The organism is Thalassotalea montiporae (assembly GCF_053485855.1).
This window is the reverse complement of record NZ_JBQRUO010000003.1, coordinates 283,001-299,253: the sequence shown is the minus strand read 5'-3', so window position 1 is coordinate 299,253 and position 16,253 is coordinate 283,001. Positions and strand designations below refer to the sequence as shown.

Here is a 16,253-nt window from a genome sequence, read left to right as displayed (position 1 = left end):
GAACTGATAGTTACAAAACAATTCACAATAAATTTACGCTGTTGTTATCCTGCCAATAATTCTTGAGCATTCGCTAAGCTGCTCTCGGTAATGGTGTTGCCTGCTAATAAGCGGGCAATTTCTTTGACGCGTGCACCTTCACTAAGTTCCGTAACACTGGTTTCGGTATGCTCACCATCGGTTAATTTCGCTACGAATAACTGTTGGTGCCCCTTGCACGCCACTTGCGGTAAGTGAGTGACACAAATCACTTGCGTATTTTGCGCCAGTTGTTGCAGTTTTGCTCCAACCATTGCCGCTGTTGGGCCACTAATACCAACATCCACTTCATCGAAAATAAGGGTAGGTGAAACCACTTTATCGGCAAGGATAACCTGCATGGCAAGGCTAATACGCGAAAGCTCACCACCTGAAGCGACTTTGTGCATGGCTTCTAAGCTTTGCCCTGGATTGATACTGACAACGAATAACACCTCGTCTTGCCCTTGAGCACTTGGCTTATCTGACGAAAGTGGCGTAATAGCGACATCAAACTGACCATGCGGCATATTGAGCGTCTGAATACTGGTAGTCACGTCGCTGCTAAGTATTTTCGCAGCTGCCATGCGCGAATCGGTAAGTACTTGCGCGGCCTCAAAATATCGCTGCTTGGTTTGCTCTATTTCATCAGCAAGCCCTGCTAAGCGAGTTTCATCACCCGTTAAGCCGTTCAGCTCCAACGCTAATTGTTGGTGGTAATCTGGTAATTGCTCTGGCGCGACTTGGTGTTTTTTCGCCAATTGAATGGCTTGTGAGTAACGCTCCTCAATTATGCTAAAGGCTTGAGGGTCTAGCTCTAGGCGATCGTGGTAGTGGCGTAGATCGTTATTGGCTTCTTCAAGCTGCACCACTGCGTCATTGATTATGGCGGCGATATTTGCGAGTTCGCTATCGTAATGGGCGAGTGTTGATAGGGTATCGTGACATTTTTGCAGTGCATCAAGCGCATTAAACTGTTCGTTTTGCGAGAGAATGTGCAGTGACTCCATGGTGTCAGACAAAATCTGCTGACTATGGCTAAAGCGTTTGAAGTCGGCTTCAAGTGTTTGAAATTCATCAGCTTGCAATGAAAACTCATCCAACTCTTGCACTTGGTACTGCAATAACTGTTTTTTGGCTTCGCGCTGCTGCTGGCTAAGCTCTAGTGCTTCTAACTCTGCTACTTGTTTGCGATAGCTTTGATAATAGTGCTTAACGTTGTCGATAAGATCATCATGCCCAGCAAATGCATCTAACATTTTGCGCTGCTCATTGGGTTTAATGATAAGTTGATGATCGTGTTGACCATGAATATTGATCAGTAACTGGCCAAGCTCTTTTAATTGTGCCAGTGGTACTTGGCTGCCATTAATAAATGCACGAGAGCGACCTTCGGCAGAAATCACACGGCGAAGAATACATTCTTGTGATTCAACAGTGCCGTTTGTTGAATCGCTATCTGATTGACTTTGCTGTAGCTCCTGACTCGCTAACCATTGCTGGGCAAGTGTATTGTTGGTGACATCAAACGTGGCTGCTAAGTCGGCTTTTTTTGCCCCTGGCCTTACCGTGTTTGTGGTTGCGCGCTCACCTAAACAAAGGCCAAGCGCATCTATTGCGATAGATTTACCTGCACCAGTTTCACCAGTAATAGTGGTCATGCCTTGTTGCCAGTCGATATCCAGAGCTTTGACAATGGCAAAATTTTGAATGGTCAGTTGTAACAGCATAGTCATGTATAAATAAACAGTGTTTAGCTGTCAATTTATACAGTAATCGTCAGTTGTGCAAGTAGAAAGTGAATCTTGCTGTAAAAGTTTTATGCTAGCTGTTTGAAACTAATAGAGTTTATTGCCCCAGCTTAGTTTGTTTCTAAGCACGTTGAAGTAACTGTGATCCAATGGATGAATAAGGCGCAGGGTATAAGGGCTTTTCTTGATGATTACCTGATCACCTGGCATGACCGCTAAAATAACGTGACCATCACAGCTAACTTGTAAATTTTCGTGGTTATCGTTAGCGAGAATTAACTTAATTTCGCTGTCACCATCCACCACAATCGGGCGGCTGGTTAAGGTGTGCGGGAACATAGGCACCAGCGATAGGGCATTTAGATTAGGTGTTAAAATTGGCCCGCCTGCCGACATTGAATAAGCGGTTGAACCTGTTGGCGTAGAAACAATTAAACCATCTGAGCGCTGGCTAAACATAAAGCTGTCGTCAATGTAGACTTCAAACTCAATCATGTTAGCGACTTTGCCGGCATGCAGCACCGCTTCGTTAACGGCACTATTAGAGCTTTTTAGTTTACCGTGGCGATACACTTCCGCTTCAATAATAAAACGCTGCTCTGAGCGAGATTCACCGTGCAATATTGCTTCAAGTGGCGGAATAACATCTTGAGGTGATAAGTCGGTCAAGAAACCTAAGTTGCCACGGTTAACGCCAATAACACCTATGCTGTAGCCAGACAACACTCGCGCTGCGCCGAGCATATAACCATCACCACCAACGACAATCGCGAGATCGGCCTGGTCGCCAATATCGGTTAACGATTGAATATTTGGTTCACAGTCAGCGTCAATAGCGCATGCAACCGAGCGCTCAACTAATACTTGGTAGTTATTTTCAATTAAATACTGGTGCAGTGTTGAGATGGTCGCGCTTGCGCCTTCGTGATTTGGTTTACCAATAAGGCCAACGGTTTTATACAACTGGCTCATGACGTTATATGCCTGAATTCTTCTTGTTATCGGCAGTGTCGCTCTTAAATTTTCACTTGTAAAGTCAGGGATTTAATAAATCTTGAAAAATGGAGCTTGAAACCAAAATTCTAAACCCCATAATTAGCAACAATTATGTTTTACCGGAGAGATTTTCATGACCACTGAGTCGAACGAAAACCCTATCAACGAAAATAAGACAGCCGAAGAGATTGCTGCTGAAGAGATTATTGCCCAAGCTGAAGAGCAAGTAGAAGAGCAGCACGAACACGCGCATGAAATTTTAAGCGAAGAGCAAGAAAAAATTAACGAGCTAGAACTAGCATTAGCTGCTGCTCAAGCAACGGTTGCTGATCAAAAAGACTCAGTAATTCGTGCGAAAGCAGAGGTTGATAACGTTCGTCGCCGCAGCGCACAAGACGTAGAAAAAGCTCGTAAGTTCGCGTTAGAAAAATTTGCCGGTGATTTACTACCTGTAGTTGATAACTTAGAGCGAGCTATCGAGTCTTTCGACAAAGAAGACGAAAGCCAAAAAGCCATGCTTGAAGGCGTTGAGTTAACGCTACAAAGTTTCTTATCAACGTTAGAGAAATTTGACGTTAAAGCGGTCAACCCACAAGACCAACCATTTAACCCTGAACTTCATCAAGCAATGTCGATGCAAGAAGTACCGGGTGTTGCGCCAAACACGGTAATCGCGGTAATGCAAAAAGGTTATGAGCTAAACGGTCGATTAATTCGCCCTGCAATGGTAATGGTATCTAAAGCGGCAGCTGTTGATACGCAAGCTTAATTGCTTTAATTGCCCTACGTATTAGAAACCAGCCAAGTGGCTGGTTTTTTTATGCCTATCATTTCATACCTAATTTTCTACTGATGCGCAGGGCTGTTTTGTTTGATATTTTCACTTGATAGATAAGCCCGTCGCTTTGAATTAGCCGCCTAGTAAGAAATCCTTAACTGAATTCAACGAATAAGTGATCTTTTTTTATTTTTTTACTTGAAATGCTTTTTCGCGACCCCACTAAGTAAATCATCTAAGCAAAAATGAATTTTTAAAGAATTTCGGAGATCCTCACGATGGGCAAAATTATCGGTATTGACCTAGGGACAACTAACTCATGTGTAGCTGTTCTTGATGGTGACAGCGTACGAGTTATTGAGAACGCAGAAGGCGATCGTACAACCCCTTCAATCATTGCATACACTGCAGAAGGTGAAACATTAGTTGGTCAACCAGCTAAGCGTCAAGCGGTTACTAACCCAGAAAACACCTTATTCGCAATCAAGCGTTTGATCGGTCGTCGTTTTGAAGATAAAGAAGTACAACGTGACATCGACATCATGCCATTTGGTATCAAGAAAGCTGACAATGGCGATGCGTGGGTAGAAGCGAAAGGCGAAAAAGTTGCGCCACCACAAGTTTCTGCTGAAGTACTGAAAAAAATGAAGAAAACTGCAGAAGACTACCTAGGTGAAACAGTGACTGAAGCTGTTATCACAGTTCCTGCATACTTCAACGATTCACAGCGCCAAGCAACTAAAGATGCTGGCCGTATTGCAGGTCTTGACGTTAAGCGTATTATTAACGAGCCAACGGCTGCTGCCCTTGCTTACGGCATGGACAAGCAACAAGGTGATCGCGTTGTTGCAGTATACGACCTTGGTGGTGGTACATTCGATATTTCAATCATTGAAATTGATGAAGTAGAAGGCGAGCACACGTTTGAAGTATTAGCGACAAACGGTGACACGCACTTAGGTGGTGAAGATTTCGATAACCGCTTAATTAACTACTTAGTAGACGAATTCAAAAAAGATCAAGGCATTGACCTTAAAAACGATGCACTTGCGATGCAACGTGTTAAAGAAGCTGCAGAAAAAGCAAAATGTGAGCTTTCTTCAGCACAGCAAACTGACGTAAACCTACCTTACGTTACTGCTGATGCGACTGGTCCTAAGCACATGAACATCAAAGTAACGCGTGCCAAGCTTGAGTCACTTGTTGAAGACATGGTTAAAGCAACATTAGAGCCGTTAAAAACTGCTTTAGCTGATGCTGACCTTTCAACTTCTGACGTAACAGACGTTATTCTTGTTGGTGGTCAAACGCGTATGCCACTTGTTCAGCAAGTAGTGACTGACTTCTTCGGTAAAGAGCCACGTAAAGACGTTAACCCTGATGAAGCAGTAGCTTCAGGTGCTGCGGTTCAAGCGGGTGTTCTTGCTGGTGACGTAACAGACGTTCTTCTACTAGACGTTACTCCACTTTCTCTAGGTATTGAGACTATGGGTGGCGTGATGACAAAAGTTATCGAGAAAAACACGACGATTCCTACTAAGCAATCGCAAACATTCTCAACAGCGGAAGACAACCAAGCTGCGGTAACAGTTCACGTACTTCAAGGTGAGCGTAAGCAAGCTTCTGTGAACAAATCACTTGGGCAGTTCAACCTAGAAGGTATCGACCCAGCTCCACGTGGTATGCCACAAATCGAAGTTACTTTCGATATTGATGCTGACGGTATCTTACACGTGTCTGCGAAAGATAAGAACACAGGTAAAGAGCAGAAGATTACTATCAAAGCGTCTTCTGGTTTATCGGATGATGAAGTAGAGCAAATGGTACGTGACGCAGAAGCGAATGCTGACGCTGATGCTAAGTTCGAAGAGCTAGTGACTGCACGTAACCAAGCTGACGGTATGATCCACGCAACGAAAACTCAAGTAACTGAAGCAGGTGATGACTTACCAGCAGAAGACAAAGAGAAAATCGAAGCAGCAATCAAAGAACTTGAAGAAGCGATCAAAGGCGACGACAAAGAAGCGATTGAAGCTAAGCAACAAGCATTAATGGAAGCATCAGCTAAGTTAATGGAAATTGCCCAAGCGAAAGCACAAGCTCAAGGCGGTGCAGCTCCTGAAGGCGCAGCGCCAGAAGCTGAAGCAGCAGCTCCTCAAGACGACGTTGTAGACGCTGAGTTTGAAGAAGTTAAAGACGACAAGTAATTCATGAACTGTTTATGTGCTCTCTCGCAAATATAGCAGAGAGCATGATAAGCAGATTCAATTAAATCGTCTTAGAGATTTCACAAAGCGTCGGTACTCGACGCTTTGTTTTGTTTAAACCACTAACGATTGTTAAAAACTAAAGTTAATTTGTTTGATGGTTAGGCCCATTTATTAAACTTGATGTTTAAATAGCAAAGCCAATAAACCAATTAATTTTCGAAAATTTGAAGTAACAGTAAAGAATTAAAGCTATGTCAAAACGTGATTATTATGAGTTATTAGGCGTATCAAAAGACGCGTCAGAACGTGACATTAAAAAGGCTTACAAACGCCTTGCGATGAAGTACCACCCAGACCGTACGCAAGGTGACAAAGAAAAAGAAGAAACCTTTAAGCAAATTAAAGAAGCATACGAAGTATTAAACGACGACCAAAAACGTGCAGCTTACGATCAATACGGTCACGCAGCCTTTGAACAAGGTGGTATGGGCGGCGGTGGCGGCTTCGGCGGCGGTGCAGACTTTGGTGATATCTTCGGTGATGTTTTTGGTGATATCTTCGGTGGCGGTGGTCGTCGCGGCGGTGGCGGTTCACGCGCTCGTCGTGGTAGCGATTTACGTTACAACCTAGAAATGACGCTAGAGGAAGCGGTTAAAGGTAAATCTGTCGAAATTAAAGTGCCAACTTACGCAAGTTGTGAGCCTTGTGGCGGCAGCGGCGCGAAAAAAGGCACGTCAGCAAAAACTTGTGGCACTTGTGGCGGTCATGGCCAAGTACAAATGCGCCAGGGTTTATTCGCGGTTCAGCAAACCTGTCCAACCTGTGGCGGTAAAGGTAGCGTGATCAGTGACCCGTGTAATGCGTGTCATGGTCAAGGTCGTGTTCAGAAAACCAAAACTCTTAACGCGAAGATCCCAGCAGGTGTTGATACCGGTGATCGCATTCGCTTATCTGGCGAAGGTGAAGCGGGTGAGCACGGTGCACCAGCGGGTGACTTATATGTCCAAGTGAATGTGAAAGATCACCCAATCTTTGTGCGTGACGAAAACCACTTATACTGTGAAGTACCAATTAGCTTTGCCACTGCAGCGCTTGGCGGTGAAATTGAAGTACCGACCCTTGAAGGTAAAGTAAAACTTAAAGTACCGAAAGAAACCCAAACCGGCAAAATGTTCCGCTTGCGTGGTAAAGGTGTTAAATCTGTACGCAGCTCTGGCCCAGGTGATTTGATGTGTAAAGTTGTGGTCGAAACACCGGTGAACCTAACGGGTGATCAAGTTGATTTACTTCGTCAGTTAGATAGCAAAATGGAAGCGAGCAGCAAGAAACACAGCCCGAAAGAAACAGGTTTCTTCGACGGCGTGCGCAAGTTCTTCGACGACCTTAAGTCGTAATTGCTAGCCTCAACAAGTACTCTCTAAAAATCCCGCTTCGGCGGGATTTTTGATCTTGAAATAAAATGCAGGCAATATGATTTGAGGGGATTAGGTAACTATTAAGAAAGTATCATTATCAATAGAAGGGACGCTGCTGATGAACATCAAATTTATTCTTGCTGGCCTACTTGGCATTGCGACGGGGTATGGGCTATCAACATTGCCAATAACAGATGAGCTTATTGATAATGGCAAAGCCATGACAATACCCTCAATTAACGCTTATGGTGAACAGTCTGACAATGATGTGATTGCTGAGAATAAACCATCCAACGCAACACTATCATCTAATGTAGACACTGAAGCACAATTAAGAGACGTGCTCGCTGATAAAGACAAGCAAATAGCTCTTCTACAACAAGAGCTAGCAGCTTTAACCGATAAACTACATTCCACAGCACCACACCATTCAGCTACTTATCATCAGTCTGAAGGCCTGGGTGTGGTTGAGGGTGATGGCGAGCAGCTACATGTGCAAGATATCTCGTTTGAACAATTATTGGAATCAGCAGAGGCTCCTTATGTCAACATGCTTAGCACTTTAGAGCCAGAAGCAAAAAACTTGTATTCAACACTTCACAGTGGCGTAGCAGATAACAACCAAGTAGAGCGTGATTTTGAACTAGAAATGAAAATTCAAGATTTTGTGACGTTGCATTCGCTTGCTAACGAAGTAGAACTTGCCAGTGTGATCTGTAAAAACGGTGTTTGTGAAGCCAAAGGAAAGGAGTTGGCGAGCTATAGCTGGCAAAGGGTAATGAACAGTATGCTACAAACGCCATGGAGTCGATTTTTAAGTTCGTATTCGACTGCTGATCAAATCGCAGATCAAGGTGAATTTTTCTACACATTAATGAAGTATTAAGAATAGTTCCATGTTGACGAACGTTGCTTGAGTAATCTAAGTCAGACCGCACTATTCTTAAAATCAGGGTATAGCGAGCAAACTCATTAAAGCTAGCTATGCTTGGGTGATTACTTCAATCGACTTTGGATGTGGTAGCCCTATGAACAAGCCTATCGCGATTATTGCCAACGTATGCCGAAGTTTATTTCGTTTTTTAAATCATAATGTTTACTTGTTTAGTATTAATAATAGCGTGATTAAAGTGAACTAAGCTAAATTTGGCGCGTTATTTAGTGAAAACCTTAAGCTAGATCATCGGGTTACAATTCGTCACTATACAAGCTTTGCAGCCATACATTAGAATTGGCGAAATTTTAATAACACTGCTTGCTAAGTGGTCTTAAAACACTGGCCTATTTTCCGGAAAGTAACATGCGCAAACTTCTATTGTCGTTATTCGCCTTATTGCAAAGTTCACTGCTTCTTGCTGAAGAGCAACCATTACCACCACCAGACCCTGCTTTTGAAGGTGTTCACGGTATTGTACTAATGAATAAAAATGCCAATATTTTTGCTTCACATATGCCAACGTATGAAAAGCCTGGCAATTATCAAATTCTTTATAAGCTGCAAGTAAAAGACGTAAATCTAGTACAGTTGGTTAAGCACAATGAATTAGTAACCGTAAAGCCTGAGTCATTCAATTTACAGCGCTTGATACGCGGCGAAAAAATTAGTGTTAAAGGTGATGTTTATATCGGGCATTACGAGCGTGATGGCATGCTAGTTTACGAGGGGATGACATTAGATTTCGACCAGCATTTGTTTGTACGTGAGCTAACCGAGTTACAAGCATCAAGCAATATTCAAGAATACAGCGCTGTTGAATACAGAAGCAAAACAGGACGTTTATACGTTCATCACATTCAACAAGCACCAAGCTACGACCATATTGTTTATGTTGATCTTGAAGCGAGTTGCCCAACCAAGTTTGCTACATCTGGTGCTGTTGCCAAAGAAAATGAAGTGCTATTTAAACTACTTAACTGCGGTACGATGAAGCCGCTTTACTATGAAACAGAGGACTTTGCGGGCAAATAGACTGGGTTTCTGGATGTTCTAAGTACTATTTATTGGCTAAGGTGCGACGCAATTAAAGTGATAACTTAAGGTTATAAGCCTGCGTCGCACGAAGAACATTGCATAAATTTAATCCAACCAATTGTTAGTTTTCCTACCTTTTTTATTCTTTCTACCAATCTTCGACTTTAATTTTCTTCCGAAAAGTTTGGCAACACGCCGCTGCGGCTATGTTCAAATACTAGAGACGTTTCAACCGTTTGCACTTCTTCTCGTGAAGTAATTGCGTCAAATACAAATTTACGTAAGTGCTCACTATCTTTAACTGACATATGAATATAGTAATCGTACATACCGCCCATGTGATAAAGGCTGACGATTTCAGGCAGCAGCAAAAGGTCATCGCGCAGCTGGTTCACTATTTCTTCTGAATAGGGTTGCAGCTTAATAGCGGCGATTGCCTCAATGTTGCCACCAATGGTTTTAAAGTTGATATCCACATAAGCCTTTTTGATCACTCCCGCTTGCCTCAAACGTTTTACACGCTCTAAACAGGTTGAAGGGGCAATATTGATTTTCGCGGCGAGCTCTTTGTTCGTGATATCCGCGTCATTAAACAAAATTGTTAATATTTTTAAGTCGATAGCATCTAATTTTTTCAAAATATTGTCTAAGCTCTGTGTTGTGTTCTTGTCTTTCGAGAGTTTTTGCTCAATTATATACGTCAGACGTTGTAACCTCGTCTTATAAGAACAAATATCTAAATAATGGAATAATTCCGAATATAGCTCACTAATTTCGAAGTTGATACAAATAAATTGAAATATTATTTGGCTTATGGACTTTTTGGTGACATATTATGTCTTGAAATGTATTAGGGAAGTAAACTATGACAGTAAAAGCGATACAAGACTTTTTAAAACTTGAGGCGGCCAGCGGTATTATTTTAATGATTGCCGCTGTTATTGCCATTATTCTCGCCAACTCACCGCTAAATGAATATTACGACATGTTCTTGAGCATCCCCGTAGTGGTTGCGATTGGCAGCTTTGAAATTGCTAAGCCTTTATTACTTTGGATCAACGACGGCTTAATGGCAATGTTCTTTTTCTTGATTGGTCTTGAGCTAAAGCGAGAATTCCTTGAAGGCGAACTATCAAAGCCTGGTCAAATAGCCCTACCTGCCGTCGGTGCAATTGGTGGTATGGCGGTGCCGGCACTCATCTACGCAGGATTAAACTATCAAGACCCACAAGCGTTAAATGGTTGGGCAATTCCTACCGCAACAGATATTGCCTTTGCCTTGGGTATTTTGGCCATGGTGGGTAGTAAAGTACCACTACAGTTAAAAATATTCTTAACCTCGCTAGCTATATTCGATGACCTAGGTGCGATTATTGTAATTGCACTGTTTTACACAGATCAGTTATCGATTACCTCGCTGGTGGTATCTGCTATCGTTTTAGTTGTGCTGTTTATTTTGAACAAACGCGGCGTAAGAGACACCGCACCTTATATTTTCTTCGGTATTGTGTTGTGGGTTGCTGTACTAAAATCAGGCGTACATGCGACATTAGCTGGTGTAACTTTGGCATTGTTTATTCCAATGAAAGGACGTGAGGGTGAGCCTTCACCACTAAAATCGCTTGAGCATAACTTACACGCCATGGTGGCCTTTATTATCCTGCCTATCTTTGCCTTTGCTAACGCAGGTGTGAATTTAGATGGTGTTGGAATGAATGATGTATTGTCGCCAGTTCCGCTTGGAATCATTTTAGGCTTGTTTGTGGGTAAGCAGCTAGGTGTTTTCGGTTTCTGTTTTATCGCGATTAAAGCTGGCTTAGTTAAGTTACCAGAAAACACTAACTGGACCTTGCTATACGGTGCGGCACTGCTTTGTGGTGTTGGTTTTACTATGAGTTTATTTATTGGCTCACTTGCCTTTGAACAAACTGGTGCAAATATGATTTACCAAGATCGTTTAGGTATTATCATTGGTTCAGTTATCTCAGGTACATTGGGTTACTTGATCATTAAACGTGGAGTTGGTCGATTAACTAAGTCCGTTAACTAGTTGACCTAACGAAATCACAAACCTCAAATAAAAAACGGCGATATCACTATCGCCGTTTTTTATACGTTAAATAAACGACCACACTTAGCAAAGTGCCTCACCAGAAAATACACATCACATTTACATTTATAACTAATTCTTATCACTTGTAACTTTTTGTTGATATTTGTTTCTGGATTAACATATATTTAACACGTCAGTTGATTTGTTACTGATTGGTTTGGTAGCAATCCATCCAAATATTTATTCAAAATTCTAAAAATAATATTCACTCTATGTGACCAGGGAGAAGTACATGTATTCTAATAAACTAACTAAAGCCATTCGCTTGGCGCTAGTTGTTGGTGCAACCGCAGGAGTCTCTACACCAGTATTTGCTGAAGAAGCGAATGTTGAAGAGGAGTCTGTAGAACGAATTGAAGTAACAGGTTCACGAATTCTGCGTGAAGGTGCTGTTGCTCCAACACCTGTTACTGTTATTTCAGGTGCAGACCTAGTTAATACCGGTGCACTAAACATTGGTGATGCACTTAATGATTTACCTGCGCTAGCAAGCACTTTCTCACTTTCAAACTCAAACCGTTTTATCGGTACTTCAGGTTTGAACTTATTAGATTTACGTAACTTAGGTACAAACCGAACACTGGTGTTAGTTAATGGTAAGCGCCATGTATCTAGTGTTGCTAGTGAAGCAGCTGTGGATACTAACACTATTCCAAGTGCTTGGATTGAGCGTGTAGAAATCATTACTGGTGGTGCGTCAGCGGTATACGGTGCTGATGCGGTAACAGGTGTGGTTAACTTTGTATTAAAAGATAACGTTGAAGGCTTAGACGTTTCATTTAACCGCGGTGAATCACAACACTCTGACTATTCAACAGATAAGTTTACGCTATCGTACGGTACTAATTTTGATGATGACCGCGGTAACGTAGCATTTTCATTTGAGTATGCATCACAAGACTCATTAAATGCATTAGATCACCCATGGACGAGAACTTCAACTCGTGAGCTAGCCAACCCTGACCAACCTGCAGATGATGTAGATAACCCTGCATTTCCTGATGACATTTTTTATGAGAATGCAGGTTTCTGGGCAATTAGTGACCGTGGTGTAATCGGTGCGTTTGGTCTAATTGATAACCCTTACACATTTGACGACAACGGTAACTTAGTTTTAGTTAATACAGGTACGATTACAGATGGCTTAACGTGTGCTGGTGATAATTGTGACTTCTTCAACTTAGGCAAGTACAGTGAAGTTCAACCGCAGTTTGAACGTAGTAACTTCAACTTAAAGTCGAACTATGACATCACTGATGATTTACGTGTTTATGCAGAAGCTAAGTACGTTCGCGTTGAAGGTGAAAGTTTAGGTCAACCAGCGTTTAGCTTTGGTGGCGGTGGCTCAATCCCAACGTTCTTAGATTCTTCTTATGCTTTCTTTAATGATGAAATTAAAGAAAAAATCGATGCTGGTGCAGGTTTTGTTGTACTTAACCGCTTGCATGACGACATTGGTCGTCGCGTAGAAGACAATACCCGTGAAACAACTCGATTAGTTGTAGGTACAGATGGTATTTTTGGTGATGATTGGTCATTTGATGTTTCACTTAACTACGGTAAAACAGAAATTGAGCGTGTAAATGGCGCCAACTTAATTATCGCCAACTACAACAATGCTATTGCGGCAGTTGATGATGGCAATGGCAATATTATTTGTGCCGACGAAGAAGCTCGCGCAAATGGTTGTGTCCCGTTTGATGTGACGCGCTATAACACTGCTTCAGATGAGTTGAAAAACTACTTAACTACAACATCAGTAGGTACCTCTGAAATTGAGCAAACGGTATTTACTGCAAACATCAGTAATGGTTCAATTTATGAGTTACCAGCAGGTGATGTTGGTTTTGCAGCAGGTGTTGAATACCGAAAAGAAGAAAGTGAATCGGTTGAAGATGATAATGCAGAAGGTACATTCTTTAACGCACTTGGCGAAGATAAAGGTGATTTTGACGTAACAGAAGCATACTTCGAATTGTCAGTACCTGTGCTTACAGATACCTTCCTTGCTGAAGATGTAATCTTCGAAACAGCTGTTCGTTTTGCTGATTACAGCACTATTGGTGATGCAACTAGTTGGAAGCTAGGTTTAGACTGGACAATCGTAGACGGTTTACGCGTTCGTGCGACTAAATCAGAAGCATTGCGAGCTCCTAACATTGGTGAAATCTTTGGTGCGCCAAGCCAAACCTTCTACAACGTTGATGACCCATGTAAAGCATCAGAACTTGCGCAATCAGACAACAACGCAACTCGCCGTGCTAACTGTGCTGCTTTAGGTGTTGCTACTGATTTTGATAGTGATTATGACAGTGCCACGTTACCAGGTGTTGTGTCAGGTAATGAGGACGTTAAGGAAGAAACGTCAACTTCAACAACTGTTGGTATTGTATATCAACCAGATTATGTTGAAGGTCTTTCAATTACAGTTGATTATTGGAATATCGAATTGGAAGATGCAATTTCTACTATTGCAGCACAAGAGATTCTTGATCGCTGTGTAGATAGTGAATCTGGTATCGACAACCAATTCTGTAACTTAATCACGCGTAACCCTGCTAACAGTGAAATCACGCGTATTCAAAACTCAGTATTAAACGTTGCAGGTCGTGATGTTGAAGGTATTGACTTTGAAATTGGTTACGATTTCGACTTGTTTGGTGGTGAAATGTCAACAACCTTGCTTGGTACTCGCTTACTTAAATTCCGTGAGTTCCCGTTCCAAGACAACACTGAGCAATTCATCGATAACGAAGGTACTGCTGGCTTCGCAGATCTAGAAGGTTCGTTGCGCCTGCGTTATACGCATGGTGATTGGACTGTAACTTCTAGTACTCGTTACATGGATGAAGTGTTCCTGTACACACCACAAGACTTCGAGCGTAACCCTAATCCAAGTGATTTGTTAACATTTACAACTTACGTGAAAACAGACATGACCGTTGGTTACGAGTTTGAAAACGGCATAGGCGTTTCGTTTGGTATTGAAAACTTATTTGATAGAGAGTTACCGCGCGGTACACGTGGTACAGGTCGCTCATCTGCGACTTACGACAACATCGGTCGTTTCTACCACATGACGTTCTCGTACAAAATGTAATATCTGTCACTAAAAATATTACTTCCTGAAGTAAAGCCAAGGGTTAACCCCCTTGGCTTTTTTCGTTAAAATAGCCGAAAATTTCACTCTCCAACATATTGCTAGCGCTGTATTCGTATTTTAGACCTAAAGTTTAATGCACCAGATTGACGACATCATTTCAATTTTCAACAACACTTTTTTTGATTCATTTAATACCAAGTTAGTCAAAGGTATAGACGAGCCAATCTATTTGCCTGCTGACGACACTGTAGATCATCATCGCATTATTTTTGCCCATGGCTTTTATGCCAGCGCGTTGCATGAAATTGCGCATTGGTGCATCGCTGGCCCAGAGCGCAGATTGTTGGAAGATTTTGGCTATTGGTATGAACCCGATGGTCGAACTGAAATGCAACAAAAAGAATTTGAAAAAGTTGAGGTTAAGCCTCAAGCAGTAGAGTGGGCGTTATGTGTTGCTGCGGGTAAAAATTTCCGAGTGTCAGCAGATAACCTCAACGGCGCTGAGCCCGATTATCAAGGGTTTAAAAACTCTGTGTTTGAGCAAGTTAAGGCTTATCTCGTTGATGGCTTTCCTGTTCGTGCTCAGCAATTGATGGCAGCCTTATGTGAGTTCTATCAAACCAATATGCCTAGCAGTGAACAAGATTTTGTTAGGGTATCACCATAAGCAGGAAGTTATGAAACAAGCATTCAAGCTAGGTTTTATTGTTAATCCTATCGCGGGTATTGGCGGTAGCGTCGCCTTAAAGGGCAGTGATGGCGAAGGTATTGCACAGCAAGCGCTGCAACTTGGTGCGATAGCTAAAGCCAATCAAAGGGCGGCAACTGCACTTTCGGTACTAAAACCATACCAAGAGCAAATTCAAATATTTACCGCTAGTGGTGATATGGGCGAGTACTGCGCTCGGGAATTGGGTTTTAGTTTTACCAATGTTTACCAAGCGCCACTGCAATCATCAGCTAGCGATACGGAAAATACGGTTGCAGCACTAGTTGCTGAAGGTGTTGATCTGATTTTATTTGCCGGCGGCGATGGTACAGCGCGCAATATTTGCCACCAAATTGAAGCTCTGCAAGCTAATCGCAATATACCTGTGCTGGGTATTCCAGCCGGTTGTAAAATTCATTCCGGTGTTTATGCGGTTACGCCTAAAGCCGCAGGCCGTGTTGTTGAGATGATGGTAACGAATCAGCTAGTTACGTTAACGGATGCTGACGTGATGGATATTGATGAAAGCTTGTTTCGCGACGGTGTTGTCAAAGCTAAACGTTATGGTGAAATGCAAATTCCGATGGAACTGCGATATGTACAGGCCGTTAAAGCGGGGGGCAAAGAGTCAGACGAGCTTGTTTTACAAGATATTGCGGCACATGTGATTGATGAACTCGACGACAGTCTCGCTGTTATCGGTTCAGGCTCAACAACCGCAGCCATTATGGATGAAATGGGAATCGACAATACATTACTGGGTGTCGATCTAGTTCAAAGTGAAACCGTGGTAGCTAGTGATTTAACTGAGCCGGAATTGTGGGCGTTTGTTCAGCAACATCAATCAAGGAGTGAGGAGCCAATCAAGTTGGTGATTACTGTGATAGGTGGTCAAGGGCATATTTTTGGCCGAGGTAATCAGCAGCTTAGTCCACGCATAATTAGGGCAGTGGGGAAAGACAATATTATTATTGTGGCGACCAAAACGAAACTAGCTAGCTTAAATGCAAGGCCGCTAATTGCTGACACTGGTGATGATGAACTCGATCAGGCCTTAGCGGGATATTTGCCGATTGTTACTGGCTATCGTGACCAAGTTTTATACCCTGTTGCTAGCCCGCTTTGATCGGCAGAGTACCTATTTCAATGAGCCTTATTCTCAATCTTTAACATTAATAATTTTAGTTT

The 16,253-nt window shown here is 42.4% G+C and carries 12 protein-coding genes; 9 read left to right on the top strand and 3 right to left on the bottom strand.

From position 1 onward, the window contains the following. Positions 1-44 precede the first annotated feature (44 nt). The gene (recN, locus tag ACSLUR_RS11955) at positions 45-1,748 is read right to left on the bottom strand and encodes a DNA repair protein RecN (RefSeq protein WP_448555116.1); all 1,704 of its coding nucleotides are present in this window, start codon (positions 1,746-1,748) and stop codon (positions 45-47) included. 108 nt (positions 1,749-1,856) lie between these two features. Next, the gene (gene nadK / locus ACSLUR_RS11950) at positions 1,857-2,741 is read right to left on the bottom strand and encodes an NAD(+) kinase (protein ID WP_448554806.1); all 885 of its coding nucleotides are present in this window, start codon (positions 2,739-2,741) and stop codon (positions 1,857-1,859) included. 157 nt (positions 2,742-2,898) lie between these two features. Here nadK and grpE point away from each other — a divergent pair, with 157 nt between their 5' ends. From grpE to ACSLUR_RS11925, 5 genes are all read left to right on the top strand, one after another. Then, positions 2,899-3,534, top strand: coding sequence for a nucleotide exchange factor GrpE (grpE, locus tag ACSLUR_RS11945; RefSeq protein ID WP_116000909.1), 636 nt, complete (start codon positions 2,899-2,901; stop codon positions 3,532-3,534). Positions 3,535-3,821: 287 nt separating this feature from the next. Further along, positions 3,822-5,750 carry a molecular chaperone DnaK gene (gene dnaK / locus ACSLUR_RS11940; RefSeq protein ID WP_448554803.1) on the top strand — a complete coding sequence of 643 codons (1,929 nt, stop codon included), beginning with the start codon at positions 3,822-3,824 and terminating at the stop codon, positions 5,748-5,750. Positions 5,751-6,004: 254 nt separating this feature from the next. Continuing rightward, entirely contained in the window at positions 6,005-7,147 is a 1,143-nt protein-coding gene (gene dnaJ, locus ACSLUR_RS11935) for a molecular chaperone DnaJ (protein ID WP_116000907.1), read from the top strand. A 139-nt stretch (positions 7,148-7,286) separates the two neighbouring features. After that, positions 7,287-8,054, top strand: a complete 768-nt coding sequence (locus tag ACSLUR_RS11930) for a hypothetical protein (protein WP_448554800.1) — start codon at positions 7,287-7,289, stop codon at positions 8,052-8,054. A gap of 414 nt (positions 8,055-8,468) precedes the next feature. After that, positions 8,469-9,137 (top strand): hypothetical protein, encoded by a 669-nt coding sequence (locus ACSLUR_RS11925; protein ID WP_448554798.1) that lies wholly within the window; start codon positions 8,469-8,471, stop codon positions 9,135-9,137. 167 nt (positions 9,138-9,304) lie between these two features. Here the strand turns inward: ACSLUR_RS11925 and ACSLUR_RS11920 are convergent, their stop codons facing one another. Beyond that, entirely contained in the window at positions 9,305-9,778 is a 474-nt protein-coding gene (locus ACSLUR_RS11920) for an Lrp/AsnC family transcriptional regulator (protein WP_448554796.1), read from the bottom strand. 227 nt (positions 9,779-10,005) lie between these two features. Here ACSLUR_RS11920 and nhaA point away from each other — a divergent pair, with 227 nt between their 5' ends. The 4 genes from nhaA to ACSLUR_RS11900 all read left to right on the top strand — a co-directional run bounded on the left by nhaA (position 10,006) and on the right by ACSLUR_RS11900 (position 16,191). Further along, positions 10,006-11,190, top strand: a complete 1,185-nt coding sequence (nhaA, locus tag ACSLUR_RS11915) for a Na+/H+ antiporter NhaA (RefSeq protein WP_448554794.1) — start codon at positions 10,006-10,008, stop codon at positions 11,188-11,190. A 295-nt stretch (positions 11,191-11,485) separates the two neighbouring features. Next, positions 11,486-14,353, top strand: a complete 2,868-nt coding sequence (locus tag ACSLUR_RS11910) for a TonB-dependent receptor domain-containing protein (protein WP_448554792.1) — start codon at positions 11,486-11,488, stop codon at positions 14,351-14,353. Between the two features lie 136 nt (positions 14,354-14,489). Next, positions 14,490-15,023 carry an elongation factor P hydroxylase gene (locus ACSLUR_RS11905; RefSeq protein WP_448554790.1) on the top strand — a complete coding sequence of 178 codons (534 nt, stop codon included), beginning with the start codon at positions 14,490-14,492 and terminating at the stop codon, positions 15,021-15,023. A gap of 10 nt (positions 15,024-15,033) precedes the next feature. Beyond that, a complete protein-coding gene (locus tag ACSLUR_RS11900; RefSeq protein WP_448554788.1) occupies positions 15,034-16,191 on the top strand; it encodes an ATP-NAD kinase family protein in 1,158 nt (385 codons plus the stop codon). Positions 16,192-16,253 lie beyond the last annotated feature (62 nt).